This is a genomic window from Ruegeria sp. CDSA241 (assembly GCF_059611265.1).
Genome location: NZ_JBXWPF010000003.1, coordinates 186507 through 212434, shown reverse-complemented (window position 1 = coordinate 212434; position 25928 = coordinate 186507). Strand labels below are relative to the sequence as shown.

General features: G+C 57.7%; 29 protein-coding genes and 1 tRNA gene. 10 read left to right on the top strand and 20 right to left on the bottom strand.

Annotation, left to right across the window (positions count from 1 at the left end):
• Positions 1–3 precede the first annotated feature (3 nt).
• From AC2FJV_RS04620 to rlmB, 4 genes are all read right to left on the bottom strand, one after another.
• A complete protein-coding gene (locus AC2FJV_RS04620; RefSeq protein ID WP_496693813.1) occupies positions 4–474 on the bottom strand; it encodes a CoA-binding protein in 471 nt (156 codons plus the stop codon).
• A 200-nt stretch (positions 475–674) separates the two neighbouring features.
• Entirely contained in the window at positions 675–1121 is a 447-nt protein-coding gene (locus AC2FJV_RS04615; protein ID WP_496694802.1) for a YHS domain-containing (seleno)protein, read from the bottom strand.
• A gap of 108 nt (positions 1122–1229) precedes the next feature.
• Positions 1230–1508 (bottom strand): hypothetical protein, encoded by a 279-nt coding sequence (locus AC2FJV_RS04610; RefSeq protein WP_142636860.1) that lies wholly within the window; start codon positions 1506–1508, stop codon positions 1230–1232.
• A 15-nt stretch (positions 1509–1523) separates the two neighbouring features.
• On the bottom strand, positions 1524–2297 hold the full coding sequence (gene rlmB, locus AC2FJV_RS04605) for a 23S rRNA (guanosine(2251)-2'-O)-methyltransferase RlmB (RefSeq protein ID WP_142636858.1): 774 nt from the start codon (positions 2295–2297) through the stop codon (positions 1524–1526).
• Between the two features lie 116 nt (positions 2298–2413).
• Here rlmB and AC2FJV_RS04600 point away from each other — a divergent pair.
• Positions 2414–2497, top strand: a tRNA-Tyr gene (locus AC2FJV_RS04600).
• Positions 2498–2607: 110 nt separating this feature from the next.
• Here the strand turns inward: AC2FJV_RS04600 and AC2FJV_RS04595 are convergent.
• The 5 genes from AC2FJV_RS04595 to AC2FJV_RS04575 all read right to left on the bottom strand — a co-directional run bounded on the left by AC2FJV_RS04595 (position 2608) and on the right by AC2FJV_RS04575 (position 8041).
• The gene (locus AC2FJV_RS04595) at positions 2608–3129 is read right to left on the bottom strand and encodes a DUF2478 domain-containing protein (RefSeq protein WP_496694801.1); all 522 of its coding nucleotides are present in this window, start codon (positions 3127–3129) and stop codon (positions 2608–2610) included.
• Positions 3130–3199: 70 nt separating this feature from the next.
• Positions 3200–3865: an NnrU family protein gene (locus AC2FJV_RS04590; protein WP_142636854.1), complete on the bottom strand. Its 666-nt coding sequence runs from the start codon at positions 3863–3865 to the stop codon at positions 3200–3202.
• Positions 3866–3970: 105 nt separating this feature from the next.
• On the bottom strand, positions 3971–6034 hold the full coding sequence (locus AC2FJV_RS04585) for an ABC transporter permease (RefSeq protein ID WP_496712834.1): 2064 nt from the start codon (positions 6032–6034) through the stop codon (positions 3971–3973).
• A complete protein-coding gene (locus AC2FJV_RS04580; RefSeq protein WP_496712832.1) occupies positions 6031–7080 on the bottom strand; it encodes a quaternary amine ABC transporter ATP-binding protein in 1050 nt (349 codons plus the stop codon). The genes AC2FJV_RS04585 and AC2FJV_RS04580 overlap by 4 nt, the downstream gene beginning before the upstream one ends.
• Before the next feature lie 10 nt (positions 7081–7090).
• On the bottom strand, positions 7091–8041 hold the full coding sequence (locus AC2FJV_RS04575) for an ABC transporter substrate-binding protein (RefSeq protein WP_142636848.1): 951 nt from the start codon (positions 8039–8041) through the stop codon (positions 7091–7093).
• Positions 8042–8427: 386 nt separating this feature from the next.
• On the opposite strand from AC2FJV_RS04575, the gene AC2FJV_RS04570 reads away from it, so the two are divergent.
• Positions 8428–9090, top strand: a complete 663-nt coding sequence (locus tag AC2FJV_RS04570) for a DNA-3-methyladenine glycosylase I (protein WP_142636846.1) — start codon at positions 8428–8430, stop codon at positions 9088–9090.
• Positions 9091–9135: 45 nt separating this feature from the next.
• Positions 9136–9822 carry a hypothetical protein gene (locus AC2FJV_RS04565; protein WP_271949488.1) on the top strand — a complete coding sequence of 229 codons (687 nt, stop codon included), beginning with the start codon at positions 9136–9138 and terminating at the stop codon, positions 9820–9822.
• A gap of 3 nt (positions 9823–9825) precedes the next feature.
• Here AC2FJV_RS04565 and AC2FJV_RS04560 read toward each other — a convergent pair whose 3' ends face one another.
• The gene (locus tag AC2FJV_RS04560) at positions 9826–10230 is read right to left on the bottom strand and encodes a c-type cytochrome (protein ID WP_496712830.1); all 405 of its coding nucleotides are present in this window, start codon (positions 10228–10230) and stop codon (positions 9826–9828) included.
• A 91-nt stretch (positions 10231–10321) separates the two neighbouring features.
• Here AC2FJV_RS04560 and AC2FJV_RS04555 point away from each other — a divergent pair, with 91 nt between their 5' ends.
• Positions 10322–10759, top strand: coding sequence for a DMT family transporter (locus tag AC2FJV_RS04555; RefSeq protein WP_496712828.1), 438 nt, complete (start codon positions 10322–10324; stop codon positions 10757–10759).
• On the opposite strand, the gene AC2FJV_RS04550 is transcribed toward AC2FJV_RS04555, so the two are convergent.
• The 3 genes from AC2FJV_RS04550 to AC2FJV_RS04540 form a co-directional block, all read right to left on the bottom strand.
• Entirely contained in the window at positions 10743–11429 is a 687-nt protein-coding gene (locus AC2FJV_RS04550) for an ABC transporter ATP-binding protein (RefSeq protein ID WP_496693819.1), read from the bottom strand. The genes AC2FJV_RS04555 and AC2FJV_RS04550 overlap by 17 nt on opposite strands.
• Complete coding sequence (locus AC2FJV_RS04545) at positions 11422–12717, bottom strand: lipoprotein-releasing ABC transporter permease subunit (protein WP_142636836.1); 1296 nt, start codon at positions 12715–12717, stop codon at positions 11422–11424. The genes AC2FJV_RS04550 and AC2FJV_RS04545 overlap by 8 nt, the downstream gene beginning before the upstream one ends.
• A gap of 63 nt (positions 12718–12780) precedes the next feature.
• Entirely contained in the window at positions 12781–13863 is a 1083-nt protein-coding gene (locus tag AC2FJV_RS04540; RefSeq protein ID WP_496712826.1) for a DUF6492 family protein, read from the bottom strand.
• 247 nt (positions 13864–14110) lie between these two features.
• Between AC2FJV_RS04540 and AC2FJV_RS04535 the strand changes: the two genes are divergently transcribed.
• Positions 14111–14470, top strand: coding sequence for a hypothetical protein (locus AC2FJV_RS04535; RefSeq protein WP_496712824.1), 360 nt, complete (start codon positions 14111–14113; stop codon positions 14468–14470).
• Here the strand turns inward: AC2FJV_RS04535 and AC2FJV_RS04530 are convergent.
• Complete coding sequence (locus tag AC2FJV_RS04530; protein WP_496712822.1) at positions 14467–15357, bottom strand: glycosyltransferase family 2 protein; 891 nt, start codon at positions 15355–15357, stop codon at positions 14467–14469. The genes AC2FJV_RS04535 and AC2FJV_RS04530 overlap by 4 nt on opposite strands.
• Positions 15341–16681 carry a proline--tRNA ligase gene (proS, locus tag AC2FJV_RS04525; protein WP_496712849.1) on the bottom strand — a complete coding sequence of 447 codons (1341 nt, stop codon included), beginning with the start codon at positions 16679–16681 and terminating at the stop codon, positions 15341–15343. The genes AC2FJV_RS04530 and proS overlap by 17 nt, the downstream gene beginning before the upstream one ends.
• Before the next feature lie 167 nt (positions 16682–16848).
• Between proS and AC2FJV_RS04520 the strand changes: the two genes are divergently transcribed.
• The 5 genes from AC2FJV_RS04520 to AC2FJV_RS04500 all read left to right on the top strand — a co-directional run bounded on the left by AC2FJV_RS04520 (position 16849) and on the right by AC2FJV_RS04500 (position 22636).
• Positions 16849–18213, top strand: coding sequence for an FAD-dependent oxidoreductase (locus AC2FJV_RS04520; RefSeq protein WP_496712820.1), 1365 nt, complete (start codon positions 16849–16851; stop codon positions 18211–18213).
• The gene (locus AC2FJV_RS04515; protein ID WP_496712818.1) at positions 18213–19187 is read left to right on the top strand and encodes an isopenicillin N synthase family dioxygenase; all 975 of its coding nucleotides are present in this window, start codon (positions 18213–18215) and stop codon (positions 19185–19187) included. Before AC2FJV_RS04520 ends, AC2FJV_RS04515 begins: the two co-directional genes overlap by 1 nt.
• A gap of 91 nt (positions 19188–19278) precedes the next feature.
• Positions 19279–20352: an AI-2E family transporter gene (locus AC2FJV_RS04510; protein ID WP_496690933.1), complete on the top strand. Its 1074-nt coding sequence runs from the start codon at positions 19279–19281 to the stop codon at positions 20350–20352.
• Positions 20353–21042: a P-loop NTPase family protein gene (locus AC2FJV_RS04505; RefSeq protein WP_271949468.1), complete on the top strand. Its 690-nt coding sequence runs from the start codon at positions 20353–20355 to the stop codon at positions 21040–21042.
• Between the two features lie 49 nt (positions 21043–21091).
• Positions 21092–22636 carry a Ppx/GppA family phosphatase gene (locus tag AC2FJV_RS04500; protein WP_496693826.1) on the top strand — a complete coding sequence of 515 codons (1545 nt, stop codon included), beginning with the start codon at positions 21092–21094 and terminating at the stop codon, positions 22634–22636.
• A gap of 3 nt (positions 22637–22639) precedes the next feature.
• Here AC2FJV_RS04500 and AC2FJV_RS04495 read toward each other — a convergent pair whose 3' ends face one another.
• The 5 genes from AC2FJV_RS04495 to AC2FJV_RS04475 are packed head-to-tail and all read right to left on the bottom strand — an operon-like array spanning position 22640 to position 25871.
• A complete protein-coding gene (locus tag AC2FJV_RS04495) occupies positions 22640–23011 on the bottom strand; it encodes a hypothetical protein (protein ID WP_496689681.1) in 372 nt (123 codons plus the stop codon).
• A 37-nt stretch (positions 23012–23048) separates the two neighbouring features.
• Positions 23049–24053, bottom strand: a complete 1005-nt coding sequence (locus AC2FJV_RS04490; RefSeq protein WP_496694789.1) for an endonuclease/exonuclease/phosphatase family protein — start codon at positions 24051–24053, stop codon at positions 23049–23051.
• Between the two features lie 4 nt (positions 24054–24057).
• A complete protein-coding gene (locus tag AC2FJV_RS04485; RefSeq protein WP_496712816.1) occupies positions 24058–24738 on the bottom strand; it encodes a TerB family tellurite resistance protein in 681 nt (226 codons plus the stop codon).
• A gap of 45 nt (positions 24739–24783) precedes the next feature.
• Complete coding sequence (locus AC2FJV_RS04480) at positions 24784–25272, bottom strand: GNAT family N-acetyltransferase (RefSeq protein ID WP_142636811.1); 489 nt, start codon at positions 25270–25272, stop codon at positions 24784–24786.
• Positions 25269–25871 (bottom strand): VOC family protein, encoded by a 603-nt coding sequence (locus tag AC2FJV_RS04475; RefSeq protein ID WP_281972738.1) that lies wholly within the window; start codon positions 25869–25871, stop codon positions 25269–25271. The genes AC2FJV_RS04480 and AC2FJV_RS04475 overlap by 4 nt, the downstream gene beginning before the upstream one ends.
• Positions 25872–25928: the final 57 nt, after the last annotated feature.

Below are 25928 nucleotides of genomic sequence, written 5' to 3'. Positions count from 1 at the left end.
CGCTCAGAGTTTCGACGAAATCATTCCGGTGGCAAAACCACCCATGCGCAATTCGCCAAACAAACGCTGATATTCGATCTTCGGGCAGCGGTTCATCACGACATCCACCCCGCGCACCTGCGCTGTAGCCGCAGCCGGGGCATGTTCTATTCCAATCTGCATCCAGATTGTGCGCAGATTGGGAAACGCCTCCAGCGCCGCGTCCACTATGGGTGGTACAGCTTCGGATCGGCGAAAGATATCGACCATGTCTACCGGTTCGGAAATCTCGGATAGCGACGCACGGATTGTCTGGCCAAACAGCATCTTGCCCGCATGGCCGGGGTTAACAGGGATCACTTTGTATCCCTTAAGCGACAAATACCGCGCCACATAATAGCTGGGTCGCACCGGATTCATCGACACGCCCGCCACCGCAATGGTTTTGGTACGCTTTAGAATCCGGGTCAGGAATTCATCGGAATATTCAGTCATTTGCGCACCCTAGTCGCCCTTTCCAAAAGAAAAAAGCGCCCAGGAATACCTGAGCGCCAGTTGTTGGAACGAGGGACAGTGAAATGACCCGCGGCAGTTCCGTTCCGCGGTCACTGTGACATTTAAGCATGAGTTCAGAGAAAAAAAGAGGTAGCGCGCAATTTTGTGATGACAGATCAGAAAAAACGGCCGCCGCCCTGTTATTCATACAGAACGCTTGGCCAATGCGCTTCGGCCTCGCGGATATAAGCTGCGGTATCGCGTTGCCAGATGCGCTCGATTTCGGGCGAGTGGGTAAGATACAGCCGACCGTCAATCACCTGCCAAATAGTCGGATCGGTGCTGACAAGCTCTCCTTGCGCCATTGCGAAGGCGCAGTACCCGCCGAACTGAGGTGCATAGGCACGCGGATTCATCTCAAACGCATCCCGATTCTCAGCGGTGGCAAAGTGCCATTCAGCGCCTTTCCACATAACCGCGTATTCAGGCTGACCCCGAACAGGTGTTTCGCCATTGAAATAGGACACCGCATCATATCCGGCCATGGCTGCACCGTCCGTCCGATAGAAGACGGGCAGATCCTGCGCAAACGCAGGAAGAGCAATCACACTGGCGGCAATCGCGCCAAAAAGGAAACGTCTGTTCATGGTCATCGGATCACAAATAGAAACTCAGGGTATCAAGATGCAATTTATTATCGCAACTGAAACCCCTTTTAACGCGCTTGTGAACATTCGAACCGGCAACGCCAGCCTTTAGTCGAAAATGTCCTCGATCACATCCCAGGCTTCATCCAGCACCCGTGAGAAAACGCCTTTTTTCTTCTTCTTTTTGCCTTTGTAGGGACGATCCTGCTTGGCTGTTTGACGGTTCGCCTTGGCATCGTCCAGTTTGCGCTTTGGCATCATCTTGAGGTTATGCAGCGGGGCACCGCAGCTTGAACAACTGAGCTCTTGGCGTTGCGTGCCTTTTAGAACAAGCGCTGCCCGGGTCCCACAGTAACAGCAGGTCGCAATTTTGGATGGCGTGGAAATGACGTTCTCCTGTCGTTATCTTTGCCTAGAAGCATATAGGGCAATCGCCGCCGCATTTGAGACATTGAGAGAACCAAACCCGCCCACAGCGTCAATTTTGACCAACTTGTCGACGGTTTCTTTGGTTTTTTGCCTCAGGCCCGGTCCCTCTGCGCCTAACACCAATGCCACTGGCTGGTCCGGGTTACCTCCCAAGGCGGCCTCGATCGTGTCGTCCGCCTCGCCGTCCAGTCCTAGGACCAGAAACCCCATTCCCTGCAACTCGACAATGGCATCAGCCAGGTTACGCACCCGCAGATAGGGTTGACGTTCCAGTGCGCCGCTGGCGGTCTTGGCCAGCGCGCCAGTTTCCGGCGCCGCGTGATGGCGCATACCGACTACTGCGCTGGCTCCAAGAACCTCAGCTGACCGTAGAATCGCTCCGACATTATGGGGGTCGGTCACGCGGTCTAACAAAATGACGCGCGGGTGTTCGCGCCCGATGCAGTTTTCCGCCAGACCACCCCATTCCAAAGGCTTAACCTCAAGGGCCGCGCCCTGATGAACCGACCCTGGGTCGATCGGAGCGGTAAATTTGCGTGGATCAACCATCTCGGGCTCAATGCCAGCAAATTCAATGGCTTCCACCAGCTTGTCCCGCGCATTCCGCGTCACAATCAGGTGCAATTTTGTGCGGTTTGGGTTCATCAGCGCATCCCGCACCGCATGCAGACCAAACAGCCAAACAGTTTCGGATGCGGCAGCTTTGCGCGCCTGTTCTTTTTCGACGACCCACTTGGGTTTCTTCATTTCTTTGGCCTCCGGGCCGCGAATTCGGTTTCCTGCGTCAAAGCAGTATTTTCCTGTTGACGCTCCTTTAGAGCGCTAGTAATCACGCCTCCACGTCAGGTGCAACGCCTGACAGTGGGCGACAGGCCGCAAGGTGTGGCAGGGGACTGTAACTCCCTCGCGGAGACGCACGCCTGGTTCGATTCCAGGGTCGCCCACCATTTTCTTCCAGACATCCAGCAAGCTTTGCCAGCGCGAGTGATGAATGGCTGATCACACCGTACCAAGCAGAAATTGGCAGGACCGATGGCCCCGCCTTATGACCGCTCTGTCAGGCGGCAGCTTCACGTTGCGCAGTGACCCGGTCAAACCAGGCCAAGATCGCCTCAAGGTCGGGCTCAATTTGCTCGGCACCGCCGCCCGTGAATTCTTCGAATTTAGCCGTGTTCAAACCGTTCACCCCGACAAGAACCGGAATGTCCTGCGCCAGTGCTTCAGCGATGACCGGGCGAAAACCGCGCCCATCCGCCTCGTGCTTGCCGAACTTGTTAACGATCAGCAAATGGGGATTCTCTGCCAGCGATGCCGTCACGTATCCAACTGCCCGCTCAAGTGCCGCAGGGTCCAGACGGCAGCCGCGCGACTGAGTACCCAAAGACTGCGAAATCCGGATGGTCTCTCCCTCTGGCAGGACACGGACGTCCATGTCGCACTTGCTGCTGTCGGCGCATTCGGTGTTGGTTTGCACCACACCCGCCAACTGCGCATCTGCGGCCAAAAGGCGATCCGCAGCCGCGCTCAGCAGACGGTCGGTTGCACCGCGGTCGGTGGTCGTAACATAGGCGAGGTACATGCAAATCCCCTTGTCGCAACAATTCGAAACATCAAATAGCACGCACGACCCGCCCCGACCACCACTCAGCTTATGGCAGCGGAGACAATCCGATCACCGGTTCGTGTAGGTGAAGCAGGATTGCAAATGCCGCCAGCGCTACAAACCCGATCCAAACAGGCGGCCAAGGGCGTGGCGCACGCAAAGAAAACCTTGCAGTGTTGCGCGACAGCCGACCCCATTCAGCACCCATCTGACGGGACTTGCGTCGATCAATCAGCGGCAGCCCCATCGCAGCAAATACCGCAAACAAACCGAACAAAATCACGTGGGACAGGCTGCCATTGGCCAGCAGATGAGCGACAGCCCACACCAACAGCGCCACCAAAACCGGGTGGCGCGTGGTGCGCAGAATGCCGGGCTTTTCCGGATCGAACGGGCGCTGGCCTAAACCACCAAATGAAAACGGGTTCTGGATCGTCAAGCCCGCAACCGCGAGCCAGCACACAACGGGCATCATCAGAACGGGAATCCAGCGGAAAATCCAAATGGGTGGGATCACCTCGACATACGGGGCTTGCGCTGCAGCGATGATCAACCAACCCAGAACCAGCAGAGACAAGATGGAATAAGCCACGAAATACCCGCGCCGTCCGAACGTAGTGATCAGGCGGTCGCGCACAGCGGGGCGCGCTGGTATCGCATGGGTCGCCAGAAACGCTATCAGTGCAGCAAAGAATAGGGGCCAGCCTGCCATGATAGTCTCCGATCATTTGCGCCAAGTTTAATCACCTGCGCCGGAACGTCCTTGCCCGAAATCAAAAGAGGCAGAGAGGCGGTTGTTCCGCCTTTCTGCCGATGTTTACAGGCCCAGCGCCTTGCGACGTTCCTCGGCAAAGCCCTGCACGATGCGGTCAGCTATCAGCGCAAGGATAGCCATCGCCGCCCCTGCTGAAATCCCCAATCCCACATCCGCCTGCCCCAGCGCCAGATAGATCGACTGGCCCAGACCGGTGGTTCCGATCAACGCAGCGATCACCAGCATGGCAAAGGCGTAAAGGATGGTCTGGTTCAGACCCAGTAAGATAGTCGGGGCAGCATAAGGCGCGCGCACGTCACGCATGATCTGCCACTCGGTCGCGCCACTAGAGATGGCGGCCTCCATCATCTCATCCGGTGTGTTGACCAGCCCGTGCCGTGTGTAGCGGATCATCGGAACAACGGCATAGGCGCAGATTGCCAGAAAGGCCGAAAACTCGCCGATCTGAAACACCATCAGCACAGGAATCAGGAACACGAACAGTGGGATCGTCTGCAACATGTCACAGACGGGGCGGACCACCTTCCAAACAGGCAACCAGACTGCACTGGCAAGACCAATCACACCACCGACTACGGCACAAGAAAACACCGCAGCACCGCTCAGATACAGCGATAACAGCGCGCGTTCCCACAGGCCCGAGACAAGAATGGTACAGAGCAATCCGACCGAAAGCGCCGCCAATCGCCAGCCCCCTGCCACCCAACCCAACGCGGCGGCGGCAGTCAGAACGAAAGGCCAGGGCAGATTGGCAATGCCGGTTTCCAGCATCCCGATCAGGATCAGCATCACCAGCCCGCCGGTCAGGTGTCCGCGCCATGCCATTATCACAGCAATCGCTGCGGCGGCGGCGAACAGGCCATAGCTCATCACGGGCGTCCACTGAAAACCCCATGTGAACGGCAGCACGGCCTGGTCCAAACCAATCCGAAGCGGCAGCAGCACATAGAACAAAGAGTTGTTCTTGAGCGCGTCAAGCCACGGCCCATTAGCCTGGGTAAACGCCGTCAGCCCGCCGTCAATCACCCCGGCCAGCGGGTCGAGAATGGTCAGTTCGGACGGGTTCGGCAGCCTGGTCCAGAAGACAGCGGTGAACAGCACGGCAACGCCAATTACTGCCCAGGCGACACGCTGGTCATAGCGTTTACGTTCGGTCGCCAGCGTCCCGCTCATCCGGTCGATGACGACGGCAAAGACCACGATCACCAGACCGGCCATCAAGGCTTCGCCGAACTGTGCCTTGCGCATGGTCAGAAGAACCTCCCAACCGATATCGTTGAAGCCGCCAATGACGGCTGCGATGATAACCATCGACAGCGCAGCCATTAGGCACTGGTTCACACCGACCATGATCTGCGTGGCTGCAGCCGGGATCTCGACCTGAAACAGCTGTTGAAACCGCGTGCCGCCGGACATGATGGCAGCCTCTTTGATTTCCGGTTCGACCCGCTCCAGTCCCAACATCACGTTGCGCGCCATCGGAGGGGCCGCATATATGGCCGAGGCGATCAGCCCAACCACAGGACCGAAACCAAACAGCAGCAGCAGCGGCGTCAGATAAGCGAATGTCGGCACGGTCTGCATCACGTCCAGCACGGCCTGCACAAATGACTTCACGCGCGGAACTTCGTTGGCAAGGATACCGATAGCTCCGCCCATGATCAGCGCAACCGGCACGGAAACGGCCACTAACGCTAGGGTGTTCATACTTTCGGCCCAATAGCCCGATGCCAACACAAAGCTAAGGCCCACAAAGCCCAGCGCCGCCATCGGCAAGCCGCCCAGATACCAACCCAGCGCAGTCACCAGACCGATCAGGATGGGCCATGGCGTATTGCCGAGCACAAAGTTGGCCCAGTTCATGGGATAGGCCATGAGATCGGAAAACAGCCGCGCCACCGGTTTGATCCCGTTCAGGAACCAGTCCAGAAACGTGCCGACCCATTGCGTTGCAGGCAGTTCCCAGCCTGCGGGCCATTTGACCAGCCAGGGCGCGACGCCTTCCAGCGCCAGACACAATGCACCGACGATCACTGTGATCAGTGCGGCGCGCGCGCCAATGCTCAGGCGCGCCTGCGGCACAGAAACTTCCGTCGCTACAGTCATGTTTCATCAACCTGCAGGGCGGCGGCCAGATCGGACGGATGAACCGTTCCGACGATGTTACCATCGGCATCCCTGACGGGCACCGGTTCATATAACTCCATGCAATGCGCCAATGCAGCGTCCAATGTCATCGAGGTTGTCAGGCCAGGGTCATCTGGTCCCCGCTCTCCGTCTTGGCGCATGACCGATGCGACCTTGGCATGCTGACCCTTGGCGACATCCTTTGAAAACTCTCGCACGTAATCATCCACCGGGCGCAGTACGATATCGGTGGGTGTACCGATCTGGACTATCTTGCCGTCGCGCATGATGGCAATCCGGTCGGCCAGTTTCAGCGCCTCTTGAATATCGTGGGTGATGAAGACGATGGATTTCTGCAACGTCGCCTGAATGCGCAGGAATTCATCCTGCAACTGACGGCGGATCAAGGGATCGAGGGCCGAGAATGGTTCGTCCAAAAACCAGATATCGGGGTTCACGGCCAGAGACCGGGCAATCCCGACACGCTGCCGCTGACCACCCGAAAGCTGACGCGGGAAGCTGTCTTCGCGCCCCTCCAGACCGACCAACGAGATCACCTCCTGCGCACGGGCCTGCCGCTCTTTGCGGCTAACACCCTGAACACGCAGCGGATAGGCGACGTTTTCGGCAACGGTCATATGCGGGAACAGGCCGAAATGCTGAAATACCATGCCCAGCTTTTTGCGGCGCAGCTCGGTCATGGCTTTCTTTGACGCGCCGATGACGTTCTCGCCATCCACACGGATTTCGCCACCCGTGCCCGGCAAAAGCTGCGAGATACAGCGGATCAAAGTGGACTTGCCCGATCCGGACAGGCCCATGATCACAAACAGCTCGCCCTCCTTGACCTCGAAATTGGCATCCTGAACGGCGGGGATGAACCCGTTTTCCCGCAGATCGGCAGCGGCTTTGTTAGCGTCATTCCCTGACCGAGACAGCGCGTCGGTCAGGGCTTTGTCAGCGCCGGGGCCAAACACCTGCCAGAGATTCTGGCAGGCGATGGCTGGCGAATTTACGTCAGTCACTGATGTCAGCTCACTGCGTTGCCGCGTCGACAACAGGGCGCCATTTGCCTTCGTTTTCAGCCATCCAAGCGGCGACGACCTCTTCGACGGAACCACCATCAACGTCGATCGCACCCATCATCGGCTGCTGATCTTCGACCGCCAGCTGATAGTTGGTCAGGATTTCATAGGCTGCGGGCCATTTGTCTTCCATGCCGCTCCAACCCGCCTTGAAGATGCGCGACGGCGAGAAATCGCAATCGTTCACAGCGTTCGGGTTCGGGCCCCAAGCGGGATCGGTGAAACAGGCGTCTTCCCCGGCTGGCAGTTCGACGAATTGCACATCATAGGCCGACATGGCCCAATGCGGCTGCCAGAAGGTGATCAGCAGCGGCGAGTTGCGCTCGGTCGAGGCCCGAAGCTCGGCTATCAAAGCCCCCTCGGAACCTGCGGGAACCGCTTTGAACGGCAGATCCAGGCCCACCATACGGTCAGCGCCGGGCGTACCCCAATCAGCCGGGTAATCGACCAGACGGCCCCCGGGCAGCGTTTCGGCCGTCGCAAATACCTGCGCGCAGTCCTTCAGCGCTTCCCATGCGGGCAGGCCGGGACACAGATCAGCCACATGCGCGGGATAGGCGATGCCTTCTTTGGCGTCGAGGCCCAGATCGCCGATTTCAACGACGGTGCCTTCGTCAATCTTCTTGGCATATTCATCCGATACGTTGGACGACCAGATTTCCAGGGTCGCGTCGATGTCACCATCGGCCAGCGCCTGGAACTGATTCATCATGCCTGCGGTCACATATTCCACATTGTATCCGGCAGCTTTCAGCATCTCACCCGCGACATGGGTGGTCACGTGCTGGCCAGTCCATTCGTTGATCGCCAGTTTGATCGGCTGATCCACGGCCCCCATCTCGGCGGCATAGGCAGAGCCTGCAACGGTCAGCGCCATCAGGCTTACACTCAGTTTTTTCATTGATTTTCTCCCTGCAATATTCGTTTTGCCCGGTCCGGCGCGCTGTTACGCGCCAGTCGGCTTGTCATGTGACAAATCCATGTCGCAACATGCACAAAAACTGGCGAAGAAGGGAAGCAGACAGTTCGGCGCGGCACGGAATAACTCGCCCCTTTGCCCAAGTGTTTCCCCTCTTTCAGCATCATGCTAGGCGCCCGCGCCCACTGCATTTCCCCAGCATTGCGGTGCGGATATTGATTGACGAGTCAATCACAAACTAGAATCACCCACTTTGTCGAGCATTTCTTTTGGGCTTGGGATGTTTTTTTACCTTGGCAGGCATGTGTCCCGGGCCACCTTGCAACACCGACCGCAAAACGCGACGCTAGGTTTGGAGGATTCTGCAGATGCGCCATTTCGACGAGATTTTCGCCATAGCCGCCAGCCGTCACGGCGGGACAGATGCCCTGAGCAACAAGCTTTCCAAACCCAAAAGCCCTGCGGAACTGGCTGAAATGCCCGAAGATCGCTGGCTGTCGATTATCACGAAATGCATCTTTCAGGCCGGGTTTAACTGGAAGGTCATCGAAAACAAATGGGACGGGTTCGAAACCGCTTTTGACGGGTTCGACATTGGACGCTGCGCCTTTATGGATGACGAAAAGTTCGATGCTCTGCTGCAGGACACTCGAATCGTGCGCAATGGCACCAAGATCGCCACGGTCCGCGACAATGCTGCCTTTTTGCTGGAACTGCGCCAAGAAGGTGGCGTCGGAAAGATTCTGGGAGGGTGGCCTTCGGATGACTATGTCGGTTTGCTGAACATGCTGAGCAAGCGAGGGTCGCGTCTGGGTGGCGCATCGGCGCAATATGCAATGCGATTTGCGGGGCGTGACAGTTTCATCCTGTCACAGGATGTGACCGCACGGCTGGTGGCCGAGGGCGTGGTCGATAAGCCGCCGACATCGAAAAAGGCCATGGCCTCGGTTCAAGCGGCATTCAACACATGGATGGAACAGTCCGGGCGATCTCTGACGGAAATCAGCCGCGTCCTGGCAATGAGCCTGTAAAAAAAACCATTTGCACACGAGTGCTGCCAGAATAGATTTTTTGTCATGTTGCGCCTCATTTTGATGACGTCCCTTTTGGTATTCACCGCTTGCGGTCGCCCCCTGACTGATCAGGAGGCTGCTTTTACCCGCACACTTCAGGGTGATACGCTGAAACTCAACAAAGTGCGGTTGGTCGAAGGCGCACCAGTTGCGCCAATAACTTTCTATCGTAAAGATCGGTCACGCCTTGCTTGCCGCGAACGCATTTTGCCCGCCCCGCAGGAAGGTATCGTGACCGCAAAACCCGCAGCGGTGGCCCTATTCAACAAAGTCTATTTCACGCGGGACTGGTATCTGGACGACTACATGTCCGAATTCCCGGATCGGATGAGCCTGATCGCGGCGATGCTGTTGGGTCATGAACTGACCCATGTCTGGCAATGGCAAAACCGCAAGAAAACCGGATATCACCCGCTGCGCGCCGCAGCCGAGCATGGTGGCAACAGCGACCCCTACCAATTCGATCTGGAGAGCTCGCCTGATTTCCTGTCCTATGGGTTCGAACAGCAGGGCGCCATTGTCGAGGAATACATTTGTTGCCGGGCGCTGGATCCTTCGGCACCCCGCACCAGACGTCTGCACGAGATGCTGGGCGCACATTTCGATCTGGCTCCGCTACGTGGTGACAAGCGTGAAAGCGCAGTGGTCATCCCCTGGGCCGATGCCGAGATCGAAGGAATCTGTCGGTGACGTTCAGTCGGCCTGCAGCGTCTGCAGATAAGCCACCAGATCCACGATCGGCTGGCTGGTCAGGATCGGCTGCCCATCTGGTGTTTTCATCGCCGTATCCTGCCCTTCGAAATACGGTCCATAGACTGGCATCGGGCTGCCATGGCTGACCAGCGGGTCTCGTCCATCTATGCGCGCCACAACACGAGCGGTCGGGAATACCCCTTCGCTGCTTGCAAGCCGCGTCAGATCAGTTGGCTGAATAACAAGGACGCCTGCCATTGGACCATATCCCGTCGCGTCGATCCCGTGGCAGGTTGCACAATAATGCTGGTACAGCTCGGCGCCGGTATCTGTATCCTGCGCGCTGACCTGAGACGCCGTCACAAACGCCGCTATCGATAGCGCCCCCATTGCCTGTCTGATCATCACATCCTCCTGTCAGATTTGACATTTTCAGGCTTGCCCGTGCCTAGGCTTGGCGCAATGATCCAGATCAACGAGGCAATAGGAAAACCGCATGACACAATATGCTGCTATTATGCTTGTGGCTGGAATTGGGGTTCCGATCCTTGCCGCGTTGAATGCCGCATTGGGCAAATTGATCGGGTCGCCAACAACAGCGGCTGTGGTCCTGTTTGCGATAGCCTTTGCATCAAGTGCAGCGTTGATGTTGGTTTTTCCCGGCTTTGGAGCCCTTTCAAAAATTGCCGATGCCCCCAAGCACCTGCTTCTGGCCGGTGTGCTTGTCGCCTTTTATGTTCTGTCAATCACCCATGTTGCGCCACATTTTGGGGTCGGCAACGCGGTGTTCTTTGTCCTTCTTGGGCAACTCGTCAGCACTGCAGCCATCGACCACTTCGGCTTGTTTGGCGCGCAGGTCACCCCGCTGACATGGGTTCGCGCAAGCGGTATCGCAGTGATGGCTGCAGGCGTTGCCATCACTCAACTGGCCTAAGCGCGCCTCCGTCCAGCCTCAGTGTTCGGTCCATCCGGGCGGCAAGCTGCATGTTATGTGTGGCGATCAGAGCCGAGAGCCCCTCGTTCCGCACCAAAGCCATCAATGCGTCAAAAACCTGATCCGAGGTTTCAGGGTCCAAATTGCCTGTCGGCTCATCCGCAAGAAGAACCCGAGGTTTGTTGGCCAATGCGCGGCAGAAGGCCACGCGTTGCTGCTCACCGCCAGACAGGGCGGCCGGCCGGTGATCGGCGCGCGCGGCGACGCCGACATGATCCAGAAGGGACATCGCCCGTTCCTGGGCTGCCCTTTCGGACACGCCATTGGCCAGCTGCGGCAGTGTGATATTTTCCAGCGCGGTGAATTCCGGCAACAGATGGTGGAACTGATAGACAAAGCCGACATCCTGCCGCCGCAAGGCAGTACGTGTGCGATCACCTTTCCCCGTCACGTTCTGGCCCACGACCTCAACCGATCCTGTGTCGGGTGTGTCCAACAATCCGGCAATATGCAACAGCGTCGACTTACCGGCACCAGAGGGCGCCACAAGAGCCACGGCCTCGCCCGCACGCAGGTCCAAATCGACACCGCGCAATACCTGAACCTCACCCGGCTTACCTTTGAGATAAGTCTTGGTCAGACCGGCCAATCGCATCATTACATCACTCATAGCGCAGCGCCTCAACAGGGTTCAGCCGCGCCGCGCGACGGGCGGGGAAATAGGTGACCAGAAATGACAGGCCCAGAGATAGGCCAACAGCCTTGAGCACATCCGACAGATGCAGTTCAGCTGGAAGCGCATAAATACCGCGGATGGACGGATCCCAAACACCGCCCCCCATTACAAAGTTCACAAAGCTGAAGATCGGGTCGATATAGATCGCAAAGAGACAGCCCAGCACCACGCCCAACCCAGTGCCGATGATCCCGGTAAACGCGCCGCAGATAAAGAACACGCGCAGGATCGAGCCTTCGCTCAGCCCGATGGTGCGTAAGATGCCGATGTCTCGGCCCTTGTTTTTCACCAGCATGATCAGACCCGAAACGATGTTCATCGCGGCGATCAGAACCAGGATCGACAGAATGATGAACATGACATTGTCTTCCACCTCAAGCGCACGCAGGAACCCGCCCGAGGCATCCTGCCATGTCCAGATCTGACTGCGCTCACCTGCGGCCTCAAGGATGGGGATCAGGATCGGCGTCAACTCTTCGGGGCGGTCGACCATGACCTCGATCTCATCGGCCACGCCCTCGCGGTTGAAAAAACCCTGCGCCTGTTCGAAGGGCATATAGACCCGCGTCCGGTCGATGTCATAACGCCCGGCCGAAAACACATAAACCACCTGATAGGCATTCACCCGGGGAGAGGTGCCAAACGCGGTCTTCACCCCATTGGGCGAGGTCAGCTTGATGGTATCGCCCACCGTCGCCCCGATGCTGCGCGCGACACCTGAACCTATGGCAATGACGTCCTGGCCGTTCTGAAACATCGACAGATCACCAACCGCCTGTTCGCTTTCGGCGACACCTGGCAGTTCCAGCAAATCTTCGGGCTGGATGCCAAATACCTCAACCCCGCTGCTGCGGTCGCGATTGGTGATCAGAACCTGACCTTTCACCAAAGGTGCTGCACGCTGAACGCCTGGAACCTGAGCGATCCGGTCGGCCATGTCCGTATAATCCGCAATAGTGCGATCTACCTGCCCCTGCGCAGTGAACTCACCCGATGAATACACGGTCACATGGGCGTTAGCCCCCAGAATGGTTCCGACAAATTCGGACCGGAAACCGGACCTGACGGCCAATGTGGCGATCAGCGCAAACACTGCCAGGGTAATCCCGATCAGCGAAATCCATGTCATCACGCTGACGCCACCTTCAGCACGGCGCGCACGCAGGTATCGCCAAGCGATTTTCCACTCAAAAAGCGCAAATGGCGGTGGTGTCTTGGCCATGTCTGCTCCGCTGGTTTTGTTTTGTGGCGACCCTCTCGGCAATTCGACCGGGGGTCAAGCCGGTTATCCGCCCACTTCGACTTGCCCGGTCAAAGCAGCGGTTCTGTTCAAGGCGGCCTCGGCGATGGAACGATCGCAGATACCGCGGCTTTCCAGCTCGTGAAACACCCGGTTTCGAATGTCGGCGGGCAGCTTGTAAAGCGCTCTGTTATGCAAGCCTAGGGTCAGAGTTTCCGGATCGTCCAGCCGGGAAAGCTCATCAGTCAGTTTCTGCGCCGAAAAGGATGGCCACAGCCCTATGCTAGTGTTTCCCGAGGGTTCGAACCAAGGCGCAAAACCGGCTTCGGATTTCAGACAAAATGCATTCAACAACATAAACTCAGACGGGCGCCTGCGAGAGGCAAATAGCGACTGAACCGATCCGTGGCGCGCATTTATCTCTTGCAGCAGATCCAGGATCAGCGACCGGCGCACAGGATAAGGCGTTGCGAAATTTGTTGTCTGTATACCGTCCGTTTCCGGGATCGACGCGCCCAGCGCATCAAAGCTCTGTTCCAGCCAGCGTCTGTGATAATCGCTGTTCACACCGATAAACGGAATCCGCGCCGCACCACTGTCCGAGAAAAACTCGGCCTCCTGAAAGGGGCGCAGAAACAGGTTCTTGGTGTCCAGTATTACAATGTTTTCTGTCGAGGCAGCCCGAGCAGATCCCAATTTCAAAACCTGCTGTGTCCGGTATCCGTTGTTGCCACGCCATCCACCCTTGCGCGCGCCCGGAATGCGGTATCGGTTTTCGACCAATATCCTGTCCGAGATCGACCGGCGCGCGCATTGCCCAGGAGCCAGCAAAACGTCATCGCCGCTCAGGACTTCAACTTTGGGTCGCAACGGGCCGTAAGAAGCCAAAATCGGTTCCACCATCGCGCGCAGTGCCGGTTCGTCCACATCGTTCATGATCACCCGGATCGAGCCGACCTTATCAGGGTCAACAAATCGGGCAAAAGACAATGCCTGCAATTCAAGCAAGGGGAAGTCTTTGGAATAGACGACGGTTGTGAAGCTCAGCAAACCGTGGATCCTTTTGTGATTTTCGGCCCGTGTATCAGCAAATTCCAGGTGATCCAATTCCGCAAGAAATTCAACCATCGGCGAATCAGGTCGGGGTTTTTCAAAATACGGATGATTTCCACATGCCGCATTATACCCTTGGTTGTGAAGCCCTTCACAGACAGCACCGCATTGTTTCAGCTATGAAGTCAATGTGAGCATTCAGGGTGAAACTGCACTCATAATGCAACATTTTAGGCGCAATATTATTTCGCCTTTTGATTATTTAAAGAAACTTTGTCACCCTACTTTGTGGGGGAATTCATTTCCAGAGCGGGGGTCGCTCATGAATATTCGTACTGAAACAGAACAACCGGGCGCAATTTCGGCCCGGAAACTATCTACAGAAATTGATTGCGAGACCGCAGCACTGCTGCGCGCGGCGATACGCCCGATATTTTCCGGTGCCGCAAGCTGGGGCAATCTGACGGATATCCTGAAAGATAAAGGGTACCATTTGGCGTTTCGACAGGGGCGGTTATGTATCACCGATCGCATGACTGGCGACCGTGTTTGCGGAATACGCTTTCTGGGGTTCGAATTTAAGGACCTGGTCAATCGCTTGGGCCGTCCGATCGTTGTTTCACGCGGATCCGAGGCTGATGGTGATCTGCTATCCGTCCGACCGACTGCGGCAGGCCACTAATAGCGCCGCCAAAACTGTACGGATCGGCGGGCCGTTTTCCATAGGCTATGGCGTGCCGCCAGTTTGATCCCGTCTGGGGTATCTGGGCGCCGCAGTAATTCGATCATCAGATTGGCAGGCATGTGTCCGCGGCGGTAGAACCGGAAGAAATCCTGTTGGGTCAGGGTCCGCGCTGCATTGAAACCTGAATAGAATTGAACCCAGACGCGGGCATAATCCTCGGCGGTTTTGACAATGTCGCTGGTTATGCCCCTGCCCCAGAACATGGAAACAGGCTCATCCGTGCGCTCTCCCTGATATCTGGCAGCGACAAGCCTCAGCATCAGGTCATAATCCGCAGCCACCCGAAACTGCGTGTCATGCCCGCCAAGCGCCTGAAACACATCCCGCCGCAGCAACACCGAATTGTGGCAGAACGGCATCCGCTGCAGGATCGCTTTGAGCGACATGCGCTTTTCCCGACTTTCCGAACCGTCCTCGTATTTGCGCAGGGTCGAGCCATACAGGAAATCCGGTCGAGATTCCGCAAGCCGGTCGGCAACGGTGTTCAAAATGCCATCCGATGCCAACGAGTCATCCGAGTTCAGGAACAGCAGATATTCACCCTGTGCAGCCTCGGCGCCTTTGTTCATGGCATCATACAGGCCAGTATCAGGCGCGCTGATCACGCGCGTTCGTGGTGCACCTGCCGTCAGCTCTTCCAGAAATGCCACCGTGCCGTCATCCGATGCGCCATCCTGAATGATATGTTCGGCCCGGTCGCAACTCTGCCGGGCCATACAGGCTATGACTTCGCGGAAACTGTCCTGCCGCCCTTGGGACAGAAGGTTATATGTCGCCGTGATGACCGAGATCAGCGGCGTGTCGGTTTCAGGCAATGCGCTCATAGATCTCGGCGATCTTGGTGACGGCGGCTTCGGGGCTCAACTCTTCGCTTTCGCCTGTGCGGCGGCAAGTCAGTTCCACCACACCGTTCTTCAGGCCGCGCGGGCCGACCGTGATCCGCCAAGGCAGGCCGATCAAATCCATCGTGGCGAATTTACCGCCTGCCCGTTCGTTACGGTCATCATAAAGTGGCTCCAACCCCAGCACGGTCAGCGCGGCATAGAGTTTTTCACAGGCTGCGTCCGCTTCGTCATCGCCTTGTTTCAGGTTCACGATACCGCAATGGAACGGGGTCACGCCCTCTGGCCAGATGATGCCCTTGTCGTCATGGCTGGCTTCAATGATCGCGCCAACCAAGCGGCTGACACCGATGCCGTGGCTACCCATATGGACCGGAACCGGTTTGCCATCGGGGCCTTGAACGGTTGCCCCAAGGGGTTCGGAATATTTTGTGCCGAAATAGAAGATCTGGCCAACTTCGATCCCGCGCGCCACACGGCGCCGATCTTCCGGCACCTGATTGAACAGCGCCTCGTCATGCGTCTCGTCGGTGCGGGCGTATTTTGAAGTGAACTCTTCCAGAATGGACTGACATTGACCACGGTCGTCATAGTCAATCTGACGGTCGCCAAAAGTCAGGTCGGTGACGGCGCTGTCATAGAATACCTCAGACTCGCCGGTTTCAGCCAAAACCAGGAATTCATGCGTATCGTCGCCACCGATTGGGCCGGAATCGGCGCGCATCGGGATCGCCTGCAAGCCCATGCGCTCATAGGTGCGCAGATATGTAACCAGGTGGCGGTTATAGGCGTGCAGCGCATCCTCTGTGGTCAAGTCGAAATTATAACCGTCCTTCATATAGAACTCGCGGCCCCGCATCACGCCGAAACGCGGACGGATTTCATCGCGGAATTTCCACTGGATCTGATAGAGCGTCAGCGGCAGGTCCTTGTAGCTACTGACATGACCCCGAAAAATGTCGGTCACCAGTTCCTCGGCAGTCGGGGTAAAAAGCATGTCCCGGTCATGCCGGTCTTTCATGCGCAACATTTCCTGGCCGTAGTCGTCATAACGTCCGGATTCGCGCCACAGATCTGCCGATTGCATGACAGGCATCTGAATGGCGATGTGACCCGCCCGCGCCTGTTCTTCGTGCACGATGTTTTCCAGCTTGCGCAGAACTTTGAACCCCAGCGGGAGCCAGGAATAGATCCCAGCAGCGGCCTGCTTGATCATGCCCGCGCGCAGCATCAGCCGGTGGCTGACGATCTGAGCCTCGGAGGGGTTTTCCTTGAGAACGGGCAGAAAGTAACGGCTGAGGCGCATGGCTTGACCTTTAGAGGTAAAATTCGACTTCAAAGGTGATTATGCCAAAGCCCCGCCGGGGGCAATCACGCATTGGGGTTTTACGACCACGGGCCTGTCGGTTTTTTGATTGACCCGCCAGTTAGCTGCGTCAAATGTGGCGGCAATGTAAAGTCACCGAGGCGCCCATGCAGACCATTCAAGAACCCGCCCGTCAGATCCCCGTTGTCCATTCCACGGACGTTCTGGTTGTTGGCTCCGGGCCTGCAGGTCTGGCCGCAGCGCTGGCGGCCGCACGGGCCGGAGCCGAAGTGTCTCTGGTCGACCGCTTCGGCTGCATGGGCGGCAATATCACTGCTGTCGGCGTTGAAGGCTTTGCCTGGTATCGCCACGAGCAAACGGTCGAGGCTGGCGGCATCGGCATGGAGTTCGAAACCCGCGCCAAAGAAATGGGTGCGGCGGTGCCAGAAAGCCAGTCGCTGAGTTATGAGCTGGACAGCGAAGGGTTCAAATTGGTCGCCGACAAACTGATTGAAGAGGCCGGTGTGCATCCGATGCTGCACCGGCAATTCGTGGCTCCGATCATGGACGGCGACCGGATCATCGGCATCATCACCGAATCCAAAGCCGGCCGCGAGGCGATACTGGCGAAGGTTGTCATTGACGCTACCGGAGACGCAGATGTCGCCCATCGCGCCGGTGCGCCCACGCACAAGACCGCACGAGAAGACATGATGGCGGCCTCGGTCATGTTCCATCTGGCGGGCGTCGACAAGCGCGCCTTTATCGAAGGCGTAAAGGCCGACCCCCAGACCTACAAGGACTGGGGCGGTGGTGGCGAATGGAACATTGAGACCAGCGGTAAAGAGGACGACATGTACTCGCCCTTTGTGCACAAACCGTTCCAGCAGGCGATTGATCAGGGGCTGATCCCAGCACATCTGAACACCATCGCGGGCACTTGGGGCGCGATGCATGACACCGGTGAGCTGACCTATATGAACCTTATTCATCTGGCCGAGATCGATGGCACCGATCCCGACAGCATGACCCGCGGTGAGATCGAAGGGCGGCGTCAGTCAATGCTCGCCGTCGAGGCGCTGCGCCGGTTCATGCCCGGGTGTGAGAACGCCCGGCTGCGGAATTTCGGGATGACCATCGGCATTCGCGACACCCGCAAGATCGACGCGGTGTACAACATGACCGAGGATGATGCCCGCCATCAGGGCCGGTTCGAAGACACAATCGGCATCTACCCCGAATTCATCGACGGCTATGGCATTCTGATCCTGCCCACGACTGGTCGGTACATGCATATCCCCTATCGGTCGATGCTGCCCAAAGGGATCAAGGGCCTGCTGGTCGCGGGCCGGTCACATGGGGCGGACCGGGTTGCCCATGCGGCAACGCGCAACATGGCTTGCTGTGCGGTCATGGGTCAGGGCGCGGGGATTGCTGCGGCGCTTTCACTCAAAAGCAACCAAGACCTCGATAAATTGAACCTTGCCCCGGTGCATAAAGAACTGGCACGGCAAGGCGTGAGGATACGCTGATGGACCAAATCCCAACAATCGACATTGCTCCGCTGGGTGATGCCAGCCACACCGATTTCAACGCAACCGTTCAGGCAGTCATGGATGCCTGCACCCGGATTGGGTTCCTGTCGATTACCGGCACCGGCGTTTCGCGGGACACCGTCAACAACATGCGCACTTGCGTCCGGGCGATTTTCGACATCGACGATGATGCGAAATGGGATCAGGCGATCACACGCGAGAATTATCGCGGTTTTATCCCGATGGGGTTTTTCACCCCGAATGACGGGTCGGGCAAAGCGGATAAATACGAAGGCTACAAGCTGCATTATCAGGTGGACCTGGATGCGCCCATCCGCCGAGATTGTGCCCTCTATGGCCCCAATATCTGGCCCCGCCATGTTCCACGGGCACAGGCAGTGATTCTGGATTACTGGTCAAAGCTGGACGGTGTCGCGCATATGCTGCTGGGCGCGCTGGAGATGGGATTGAAGCTACCTGCGAACCAGCTGCGCGCTGCGTTCCGCGACCCCATGACCAATATGACCTTGTTGCACTACCCCCCTCAGGCCCCGGACGAGGCCGGGTACGGCATCCACCCGCATAAAGACACGGATGCGCTGACCATCATCGCCCCGGACCCGGTCGGCGGGCTTGAGGTTCAGACCCGTGACGGAGGCTGGATAACCCCCGACTGCCCGCCGGGTGGGTTCGTCGTCAATATCGGTGACATGCTGGAGCTTTGGTCAGGTGGGCGCTTGAAATCCACGCCGCACCGGGTGGTCAACCGGTCGGGAAAAGAACGCTATTCCTTCCCGTATTTCGCGGTGCCGCGTCATGATGTGGTTGTCGAACCGCTTTTACCGCCCCTGCCCGGCTTTGACAGGCCATCTGTGCATTGCGGCCATTGGTCGGCTGAAATCTGGCGCACCAACTGGCCCGATGAAACAGCGCATGACGCCACCCCTGAACTGGGCACGTTAAGCGACTAGCCCCGCGCGATTCTGGCGGGTCATGAAGCGCTTGCATCGTGGGGCCGCATACGCCAAGAACATTTGCACGTGCCGAAACAAGGGGACAACCATGGCTTTGCCGGTAAGAGATCAACTCAGGTACTGGGGCATCGCCGCAGTGGTTATTGTACTGCTGTTGTGGGCACTTGGCGATGTATTGCTGCCCTTTGTAATCGGTGGCGCGATTGCCTATTTCCTTGATCCTGTTGCGGATAGGCTTGAAAAGCTGGGCCTGTCCCGCATGGCCGCTACGGGGGTAATCACGGTTGTCGGCGTTTTGGGTTTCGTACTGCTTATCCTGATGGTCGTTCCGGCGCTGATCACCCAGTTGATCGACCTGGTCGAGGTTATGCCCAGCCTTCTCAAGCAGCTAAGAGGGTTTATCGAACAGCAATTCCCGTCGCTTTTGGACCGCGAATCCAACACGCACCAATTTCTGGTGTCCTTGGGTGAGACGCTTCAGTCCAAAACTGGTGATGTCCTGCAATCCGTCGCTGCGTCGCTTGGATCAGCCATCAACGTGGTGGTTCTGCTGGTGATTGTCCCAGTGGTCACCGTCTACATGCTGTTGGACTGGGACCGCATGATTGCTCGTATCGCAGAGCTTTTGCCCCGCGACCACGCCCCCACCATCAAGCGGCTGGCTGGTGAGATTGACAGCGTTCTGGCCTCATTTGTACGTGGAATGGGCACAGTCTGCCTGATCCTGGGCACCTATTACGCCGTCGCGCTGATGGCCGTCGGACTGCAGTTCGGGCTGGTCGTTGGATTTATCGCCGGCTTAGTCACGTTTATCCCTTATCTGGGCGCCCTGATCGGGGGCTCACTGGCCATTGGTTTGGCACTGTTCCAGTTCTGGGGAGACTGGACGCAAATTGGGCTGGTCGCAGCGGTCTTTGCATTGGGTCAGGTGGCCGAGGGCAATTTTCTGACGCCAAAGCTCGTCGGCAGCTCGGTCGGGTTGCACCCGGTCTGGCTGTTGCTGGCATTGTCGGTCTTTGGCGCCCTGTTCGGATTTGTCGGGATGTTGATCGCGGTGCCGGTCGCTGCAGCACTTGGCGTTCTGGCGCGCTTTGCCACGTCGATCTATTTGGATAGCCGTCTGTATACTGGCCTTGTGGGTATGGACCAGGAAGACGATTGAATGGCCCTACAGCTGAGCTTTGATCTACCGGCCAAGACTGCGCTGGGGCGCGAGGATTTTTTCGTCTCGCCCGCAAATGCTCTGGCTGTGGCCATGATCTCGGCCACCTCATGGCCGGGGAATAAACTGGTGCTCAGCGGACCTGCTGGCGCGGGCAAGACACATCTGGCCCATGTGTGGGCGGCAGAGACCGGTGGTCGCATTGTGCAAGCCTCGCAGATTAAGCACGACGAGGTTCCTGACCTCGCCCAAACACCGATCGCGGTGGAAGATGTCCCCATGATTGCTGGCGATATCGACCAGCAGAAAACCCTATTCCATTTGCACAATCTTGTGTTGGCAGAAGGCCACGCCCTGTTGATGACCGGGCGCCTGGCGCCAAATTTCTGGCAGTTGCCCTTGCCTGACCTGCAAAGCAGGATCGAAGGCGCACATCACGTTGCGCTGGACCCGCCCGATGACGCGCTACTGGGCGCCGTGCTGGCCAAACTGTTCGTAGACCGACAGCTGAACCCCGGACCCGAGGTCATCGCTTACCTCGTCAAACATATGGATCGCCGTTTCGAAACCGCCGCCAGCGCTGTGGCGCTGCTGGATCAACTGGCGCTGTCTGAGAAACGAGACATCACGCGGGCTCTGGCCGTACGGGTACTGAGTGCGGAACTGGAAGATGCCGAAACCAGCGATTGACCCGTCCCCGGTGATTTCGCATCTTAAGCCTGGAATATCTGGAAGAGATATGGATCAAGCCGTAGATACCAACATTCCCGACTGGGGACCTTTCGGAAAGCCGTTGTTTGACAACCCCGAGGCCCGCGCCCTGTCGCGCGTCGGCGTTGTTGATGTAGGGTCGAACTCGGTCAGGATGGTGATCTTTGATGGTGCGGCGCGATCGCCTGCCTATTTCTACAATGAAAAAGTCATGTGCGAGCTTGGCGCGGGCCTGTCCGAGACCGGCCGCCTGAACCCGCTTGGCAGGATACGTGCCCTGGCTGCGTTGAAGCGTTTTTCCCGGCTGTCAGACGATCTGGGTCTGCCGGGGCTGCACGTCGTGGCCACCGCCGCCGTGCGAGAGGCCAAGGATGGCCCGGATTTTTGCGCCGAAGTTCAAGCGCTAACCGGGTTGACGGTCTCGGTCATCGACGGCGGGGAAGAGGCACGCCTGTCCGCTCAGGGCGTTTTACTGGGCTGGCCCGGTGCATATGGTCTGATCTGTGATATCGGCGGGTCCTCGATGGAGCTGGCCGAGATCGGTGGCGGAGACGTTGGTCGTCGCCTGTCGTCGGCCCTAGGTCCGCTGAAGCTGCGGGATATCAAGGGCGGTCGTCGCGCGCGCAAGGCGCAAATCAAGGAGACGATGGAAAACCTGCGCGACCAGATGGGCCCTCAGCGCGATCGTCTGTTTCTGGTGGGCGGAAGCTGGCGGGCCTTTGCAAGGCTCGACATGCTGCGCCGGGGATATCCCCTGAACGTGCTGCATGAATATCGGATGACGACGAAGCAGGTGCATCAAACCATCAAATTCATCGAAAAGGGTGACCCGGAAAAACTGCGCAGTCTGGCAGGCGTCTCGGGTTCTCGGATGGCGCTGATCCCTTATGCGATGGATGTGCTTGCGCGACTGGTGCGAACGTTCAAACCCAAGGACATTGCCGTTTCCAGCTATGGCATCCGCGAAGGCCTGCTTTACGAACAGATGCCACAAATCCTGCGCGATCGTGACCCTCTGATCGAAGCCAGCTATTTTTCCGAAGCCAAAGATGCCCGCCTGCCCGGGTTTGGCAAACATCTGTTCGAATTCGTCATGCCTCTGTTCAAATCCGCGCCGGCCGCGCGGGTCAGGCTGATCAAGGCTGCGTGTCTTTTGCACGATGTCAGTTGGCGCGCCCATCCGGATTACCGGGCTGAAACCTGCTTTGATTACGTAACTCGCGCCAACTTGGGCGGATTAAAGCATTCCGAACGGGTCTATATCGGGCTGGCCCTGCAGCACAGGTATCGCAACAAGCGTGAGGGCAACCGGTTTACCCCTCTCTATGACTTGTTGGGCGAAAAAGATCAGGAACAGGCCGAGATTCTGGGCAAAGCCATGCGCTTTGGTGCAATGCTGTGGATGCAGAACGAAGCCACGATGGGCACGCTTCGGCTGTACCCTAAAAAACGTCAGCTAGAGCTGATTTTGCCAGAAGCCGCAGCCCCTCTCTTTAGCGAAGTGGCCGAAGCACGACTGAACTCATTGGCAAGCACGCTGAAATCCGAACCCCGCTTGATCATCAAAGGCTGACCCTCAGATATCAATCTCGCCTTCGGGCTCATTTTCGGGTTTTTCCGGCTCAACCTCGGGCTCGGGCGGCTTTTTGCGGATAATGATATCCCCGTTCGGCAGGATTTCCGGAGCCTCGTAAACGCTCCAGTCCTGCACTTCGGCGGCCAGTTCCGCCAGGGCCGGTCCCATTTCCTCAAAAAACGACTGCATCGCGGGGCCGAATTGATCTGCCAGCCCCAACAAATCCTCAAGCGCGGGTTCCATTTCCTGACGCAGCCCTTCAAAGAACAACTCAGCCCCTTGTTCCATCAAGGATTTGCCTGTGTCGTCCTCTGCCTGTGCCGGAACGCCCATGGCCGCTGTGACCACGCATATTGAAATGAACTTTTTCATGCTTCAGATATAAGTCGCCCACGCCGGCGATGAAAGGTCACAGATCAATATCCAGCGTGACAGGGAAGTGATCCGAGGCTGTCAGCAGCGCCTCGTGCAGGTCCCGCGAGGCATAGCATGCAGGGTCCTGGAAAGGATGCCATATGCGCCATTTCGGGCGCTTAACACGCAGCCCTTCGCTGATCATGACATAATCCAACAGCGCCTCAAGATGATCAGCCCTGTCGCGGCGCACAAAGCGCGCGGACGAGGGTAAGATTTCGGATTCAGCCTCATTTGCCATCACCGCATGCGGATCGAACAGACCGGTCTGCAACAGGATTTCGACAGATGAGCGCCCGAACAGGTTTTCAAACTCATCCAAGCCCGGCCCGTCGTTGAGATCGCCCAAAAGGATGACATGCTCGTCAGCCGCAATATGCGCCTGTACTCGCCGCCCCAACCAGACAGCCTGTGCAAGCTGTTTGCGTCGATTGGCGATGGATATCCGGATCGCCTCATCGCGGCTTTCTGCCCCATGCGGGGCTTTGGATTTCAGATGCGCTCCGATCAGGCGAAACGTCGCCCCGCCTGACGTCTGCGCTGACAACTCCATTGGCGGCTTGGAAAAGCGCACATGATCCTCGGTTGCATCAATATCCAGGTCGATCTTGAAAACGCCATCAAAACGAGGGGCAGCCCCTTTTCCTTCCTTGTTTCCTTTGGGATCATGGCGCAATGACAGGATCTGAGGATCGAAAAGAAACGCAAGTTCCTGATGGGTATCGTTCGGAAACCCCATGATCGCGTTTCCTATGCGCAGATCGAACGCTTCGGCAAACCCTTGCAGCGCACGCACCGTGTTCTGCGTCTTACCAGTATTCGGAGCTTCAACAATCAGCACGGCATCCGCATCGATTGCCGTCAGCACTTTTGCGATGGCCTCGATCTGTTCAGCTTTGGTGACATTGTATCTGCCGGACCAGCTGTCATCTACGATCAAGCGGTCTTGCCGGTCGAAGAGATTGGCGAACCATTCAATATTGTAGGTTGCCAATCGCATCGGTTCAGGCCTGCGCGCCTTTGATTTCATCCCAGGCGCGATTGATGTCGATCATCTTTTTTTCGGCCAGACGAATGGCCTCTTCCGGAACGCCTCGTGACATCATGGCGTCGGGATGAGTGTCGCGTACAAGTTGCCGCCAGACCTTACGAATGTCGGGCAGCGGCATATTCCGCGGCACACCCAGCACCGTATAGGGATCCTTTGGTGCATCCGGTACAAACCGTGCGCGTAAGGCCAGAAACTGAGCATCGGTCTGACCGAATATCCGGCTGACATCTTCCAGAAACTTATTTTCGTTGGGATGATAAAACCCGTCGGCCATTGCGATATGAAACAACCCCTCCATCAGGTCGCACAAGGTGGTGCTGTCTTCTGCGAACATATAGGCAATTTTGCTGGCATATTCCTGATACCCGGCGACATCGGTGCGCGCCATGTCAAAAACACGGGCTGCACCGCCCTCATCTTCGCGCGCGATCTGGAATACGTCCCGAAAGGCTGTAACCTCGTCTCGCGTGACCTGCCCGTCGGCCTTGGCCATCTTGGCCCCCAGGGCGATGACCGCAATCGCAAAGGCGACCGAGCGTTCCGGCGGCGTGCGCAGTTTCTCGAACACGGCCGTCAGGCTTTCGCCCTGTGCAAGCGCGCTTAGCGCATCGGATATACGGGTCCAAATCGACATGAGCGCACCCTAACCCGCTCCGTCGCGACTGTCAGGTGCGACAGATCACTGCGGGGCAAGAATTTTCTGCATCAGCACAAGATCTAACCACTGACCGCATTTAAACCCCACCTCGGGCATCAGGCCCACTTGTGTAAATCCGGCAGCCGTATGGAAAGCGATGGCCGCAGGGTTGGCCGAGGAAATGCCCGCAATCAGAACATGAACATTGTCCATCTGTGCGCGGGCTTCCAAGGCCTGCAACAATGCGCGGCCTATCCCCTGACCCCGCGCCTGCGGTGCCAACAGGATCGAATGTTCACGCGTATGGGCATAGCCCGGCCCTGACCGAAACGCACCATAGGTTGCGAAGCCCAGAACAACGCCGTCACGCTTGGCCACCAGAAACGCCGCCCCTCTGGATTTGATATCCAATGCAACGGCGTCATCGCTGCGCAATTCGGTGGTGAAGGTCACCAGCGTGTCGCGGATGATCGCATTCCAGATCGCCGCAACGGCGGGCGCGTCGTCTGAACTGGCTTGCCGGATATTCATTCCAGCACCCGCACCCCGTGCGGCGTGTCAATTTCCGCGCGCAACGCCGCCGGACCGCTGTCGAACTCAACTTGCCCCAACGGCCCAACCGCTTTGGCGAGATCCAGCGCATCAGGGTGATAGACGACTAGGCGGCGCAGCTGGCAGCCACTGTCGTTCAGCATGTTTGCCGGGTGAAGGTCACCCTGCCACTGGATGAGCGCCGGGAAAAGATTATCAAACGGCAGGCGCCCATTGGGAGGCACCGCCATGCGCCAACGCAGCGCGCCACGGTTTAGGTCGATCGGTTGGCCGACTCCGTCAGGAAAGACCATCAGTGAGGTCTCGATATCCGGAACCTGGCAAATCCAGTTGGTCAGGCGGGGAGCGCCCTGAAACCGATCTAGATCGAACCAGCGGGTTATTTGCGGATTGGGTGCATCGGGGTCAATCGCGATGGCTTCCAGATACAAACCGTCCCGAAGGCCCAACAACCGGTTATGAGTTCCGAATTTCTCGTGCTTGCCGCCGTCCTGCAAGGGTACGCCCAGCGCCTGTTCGACATGAGCCGAAGCCTGTTCAAGCGTTTCGCCAGCAACCGCCAAGTGATCAAGTAACACGGATGAGCCCCCCAGATGACATACGGCCAGACCGCAAGGGTCTGGCCGTATGTTTTC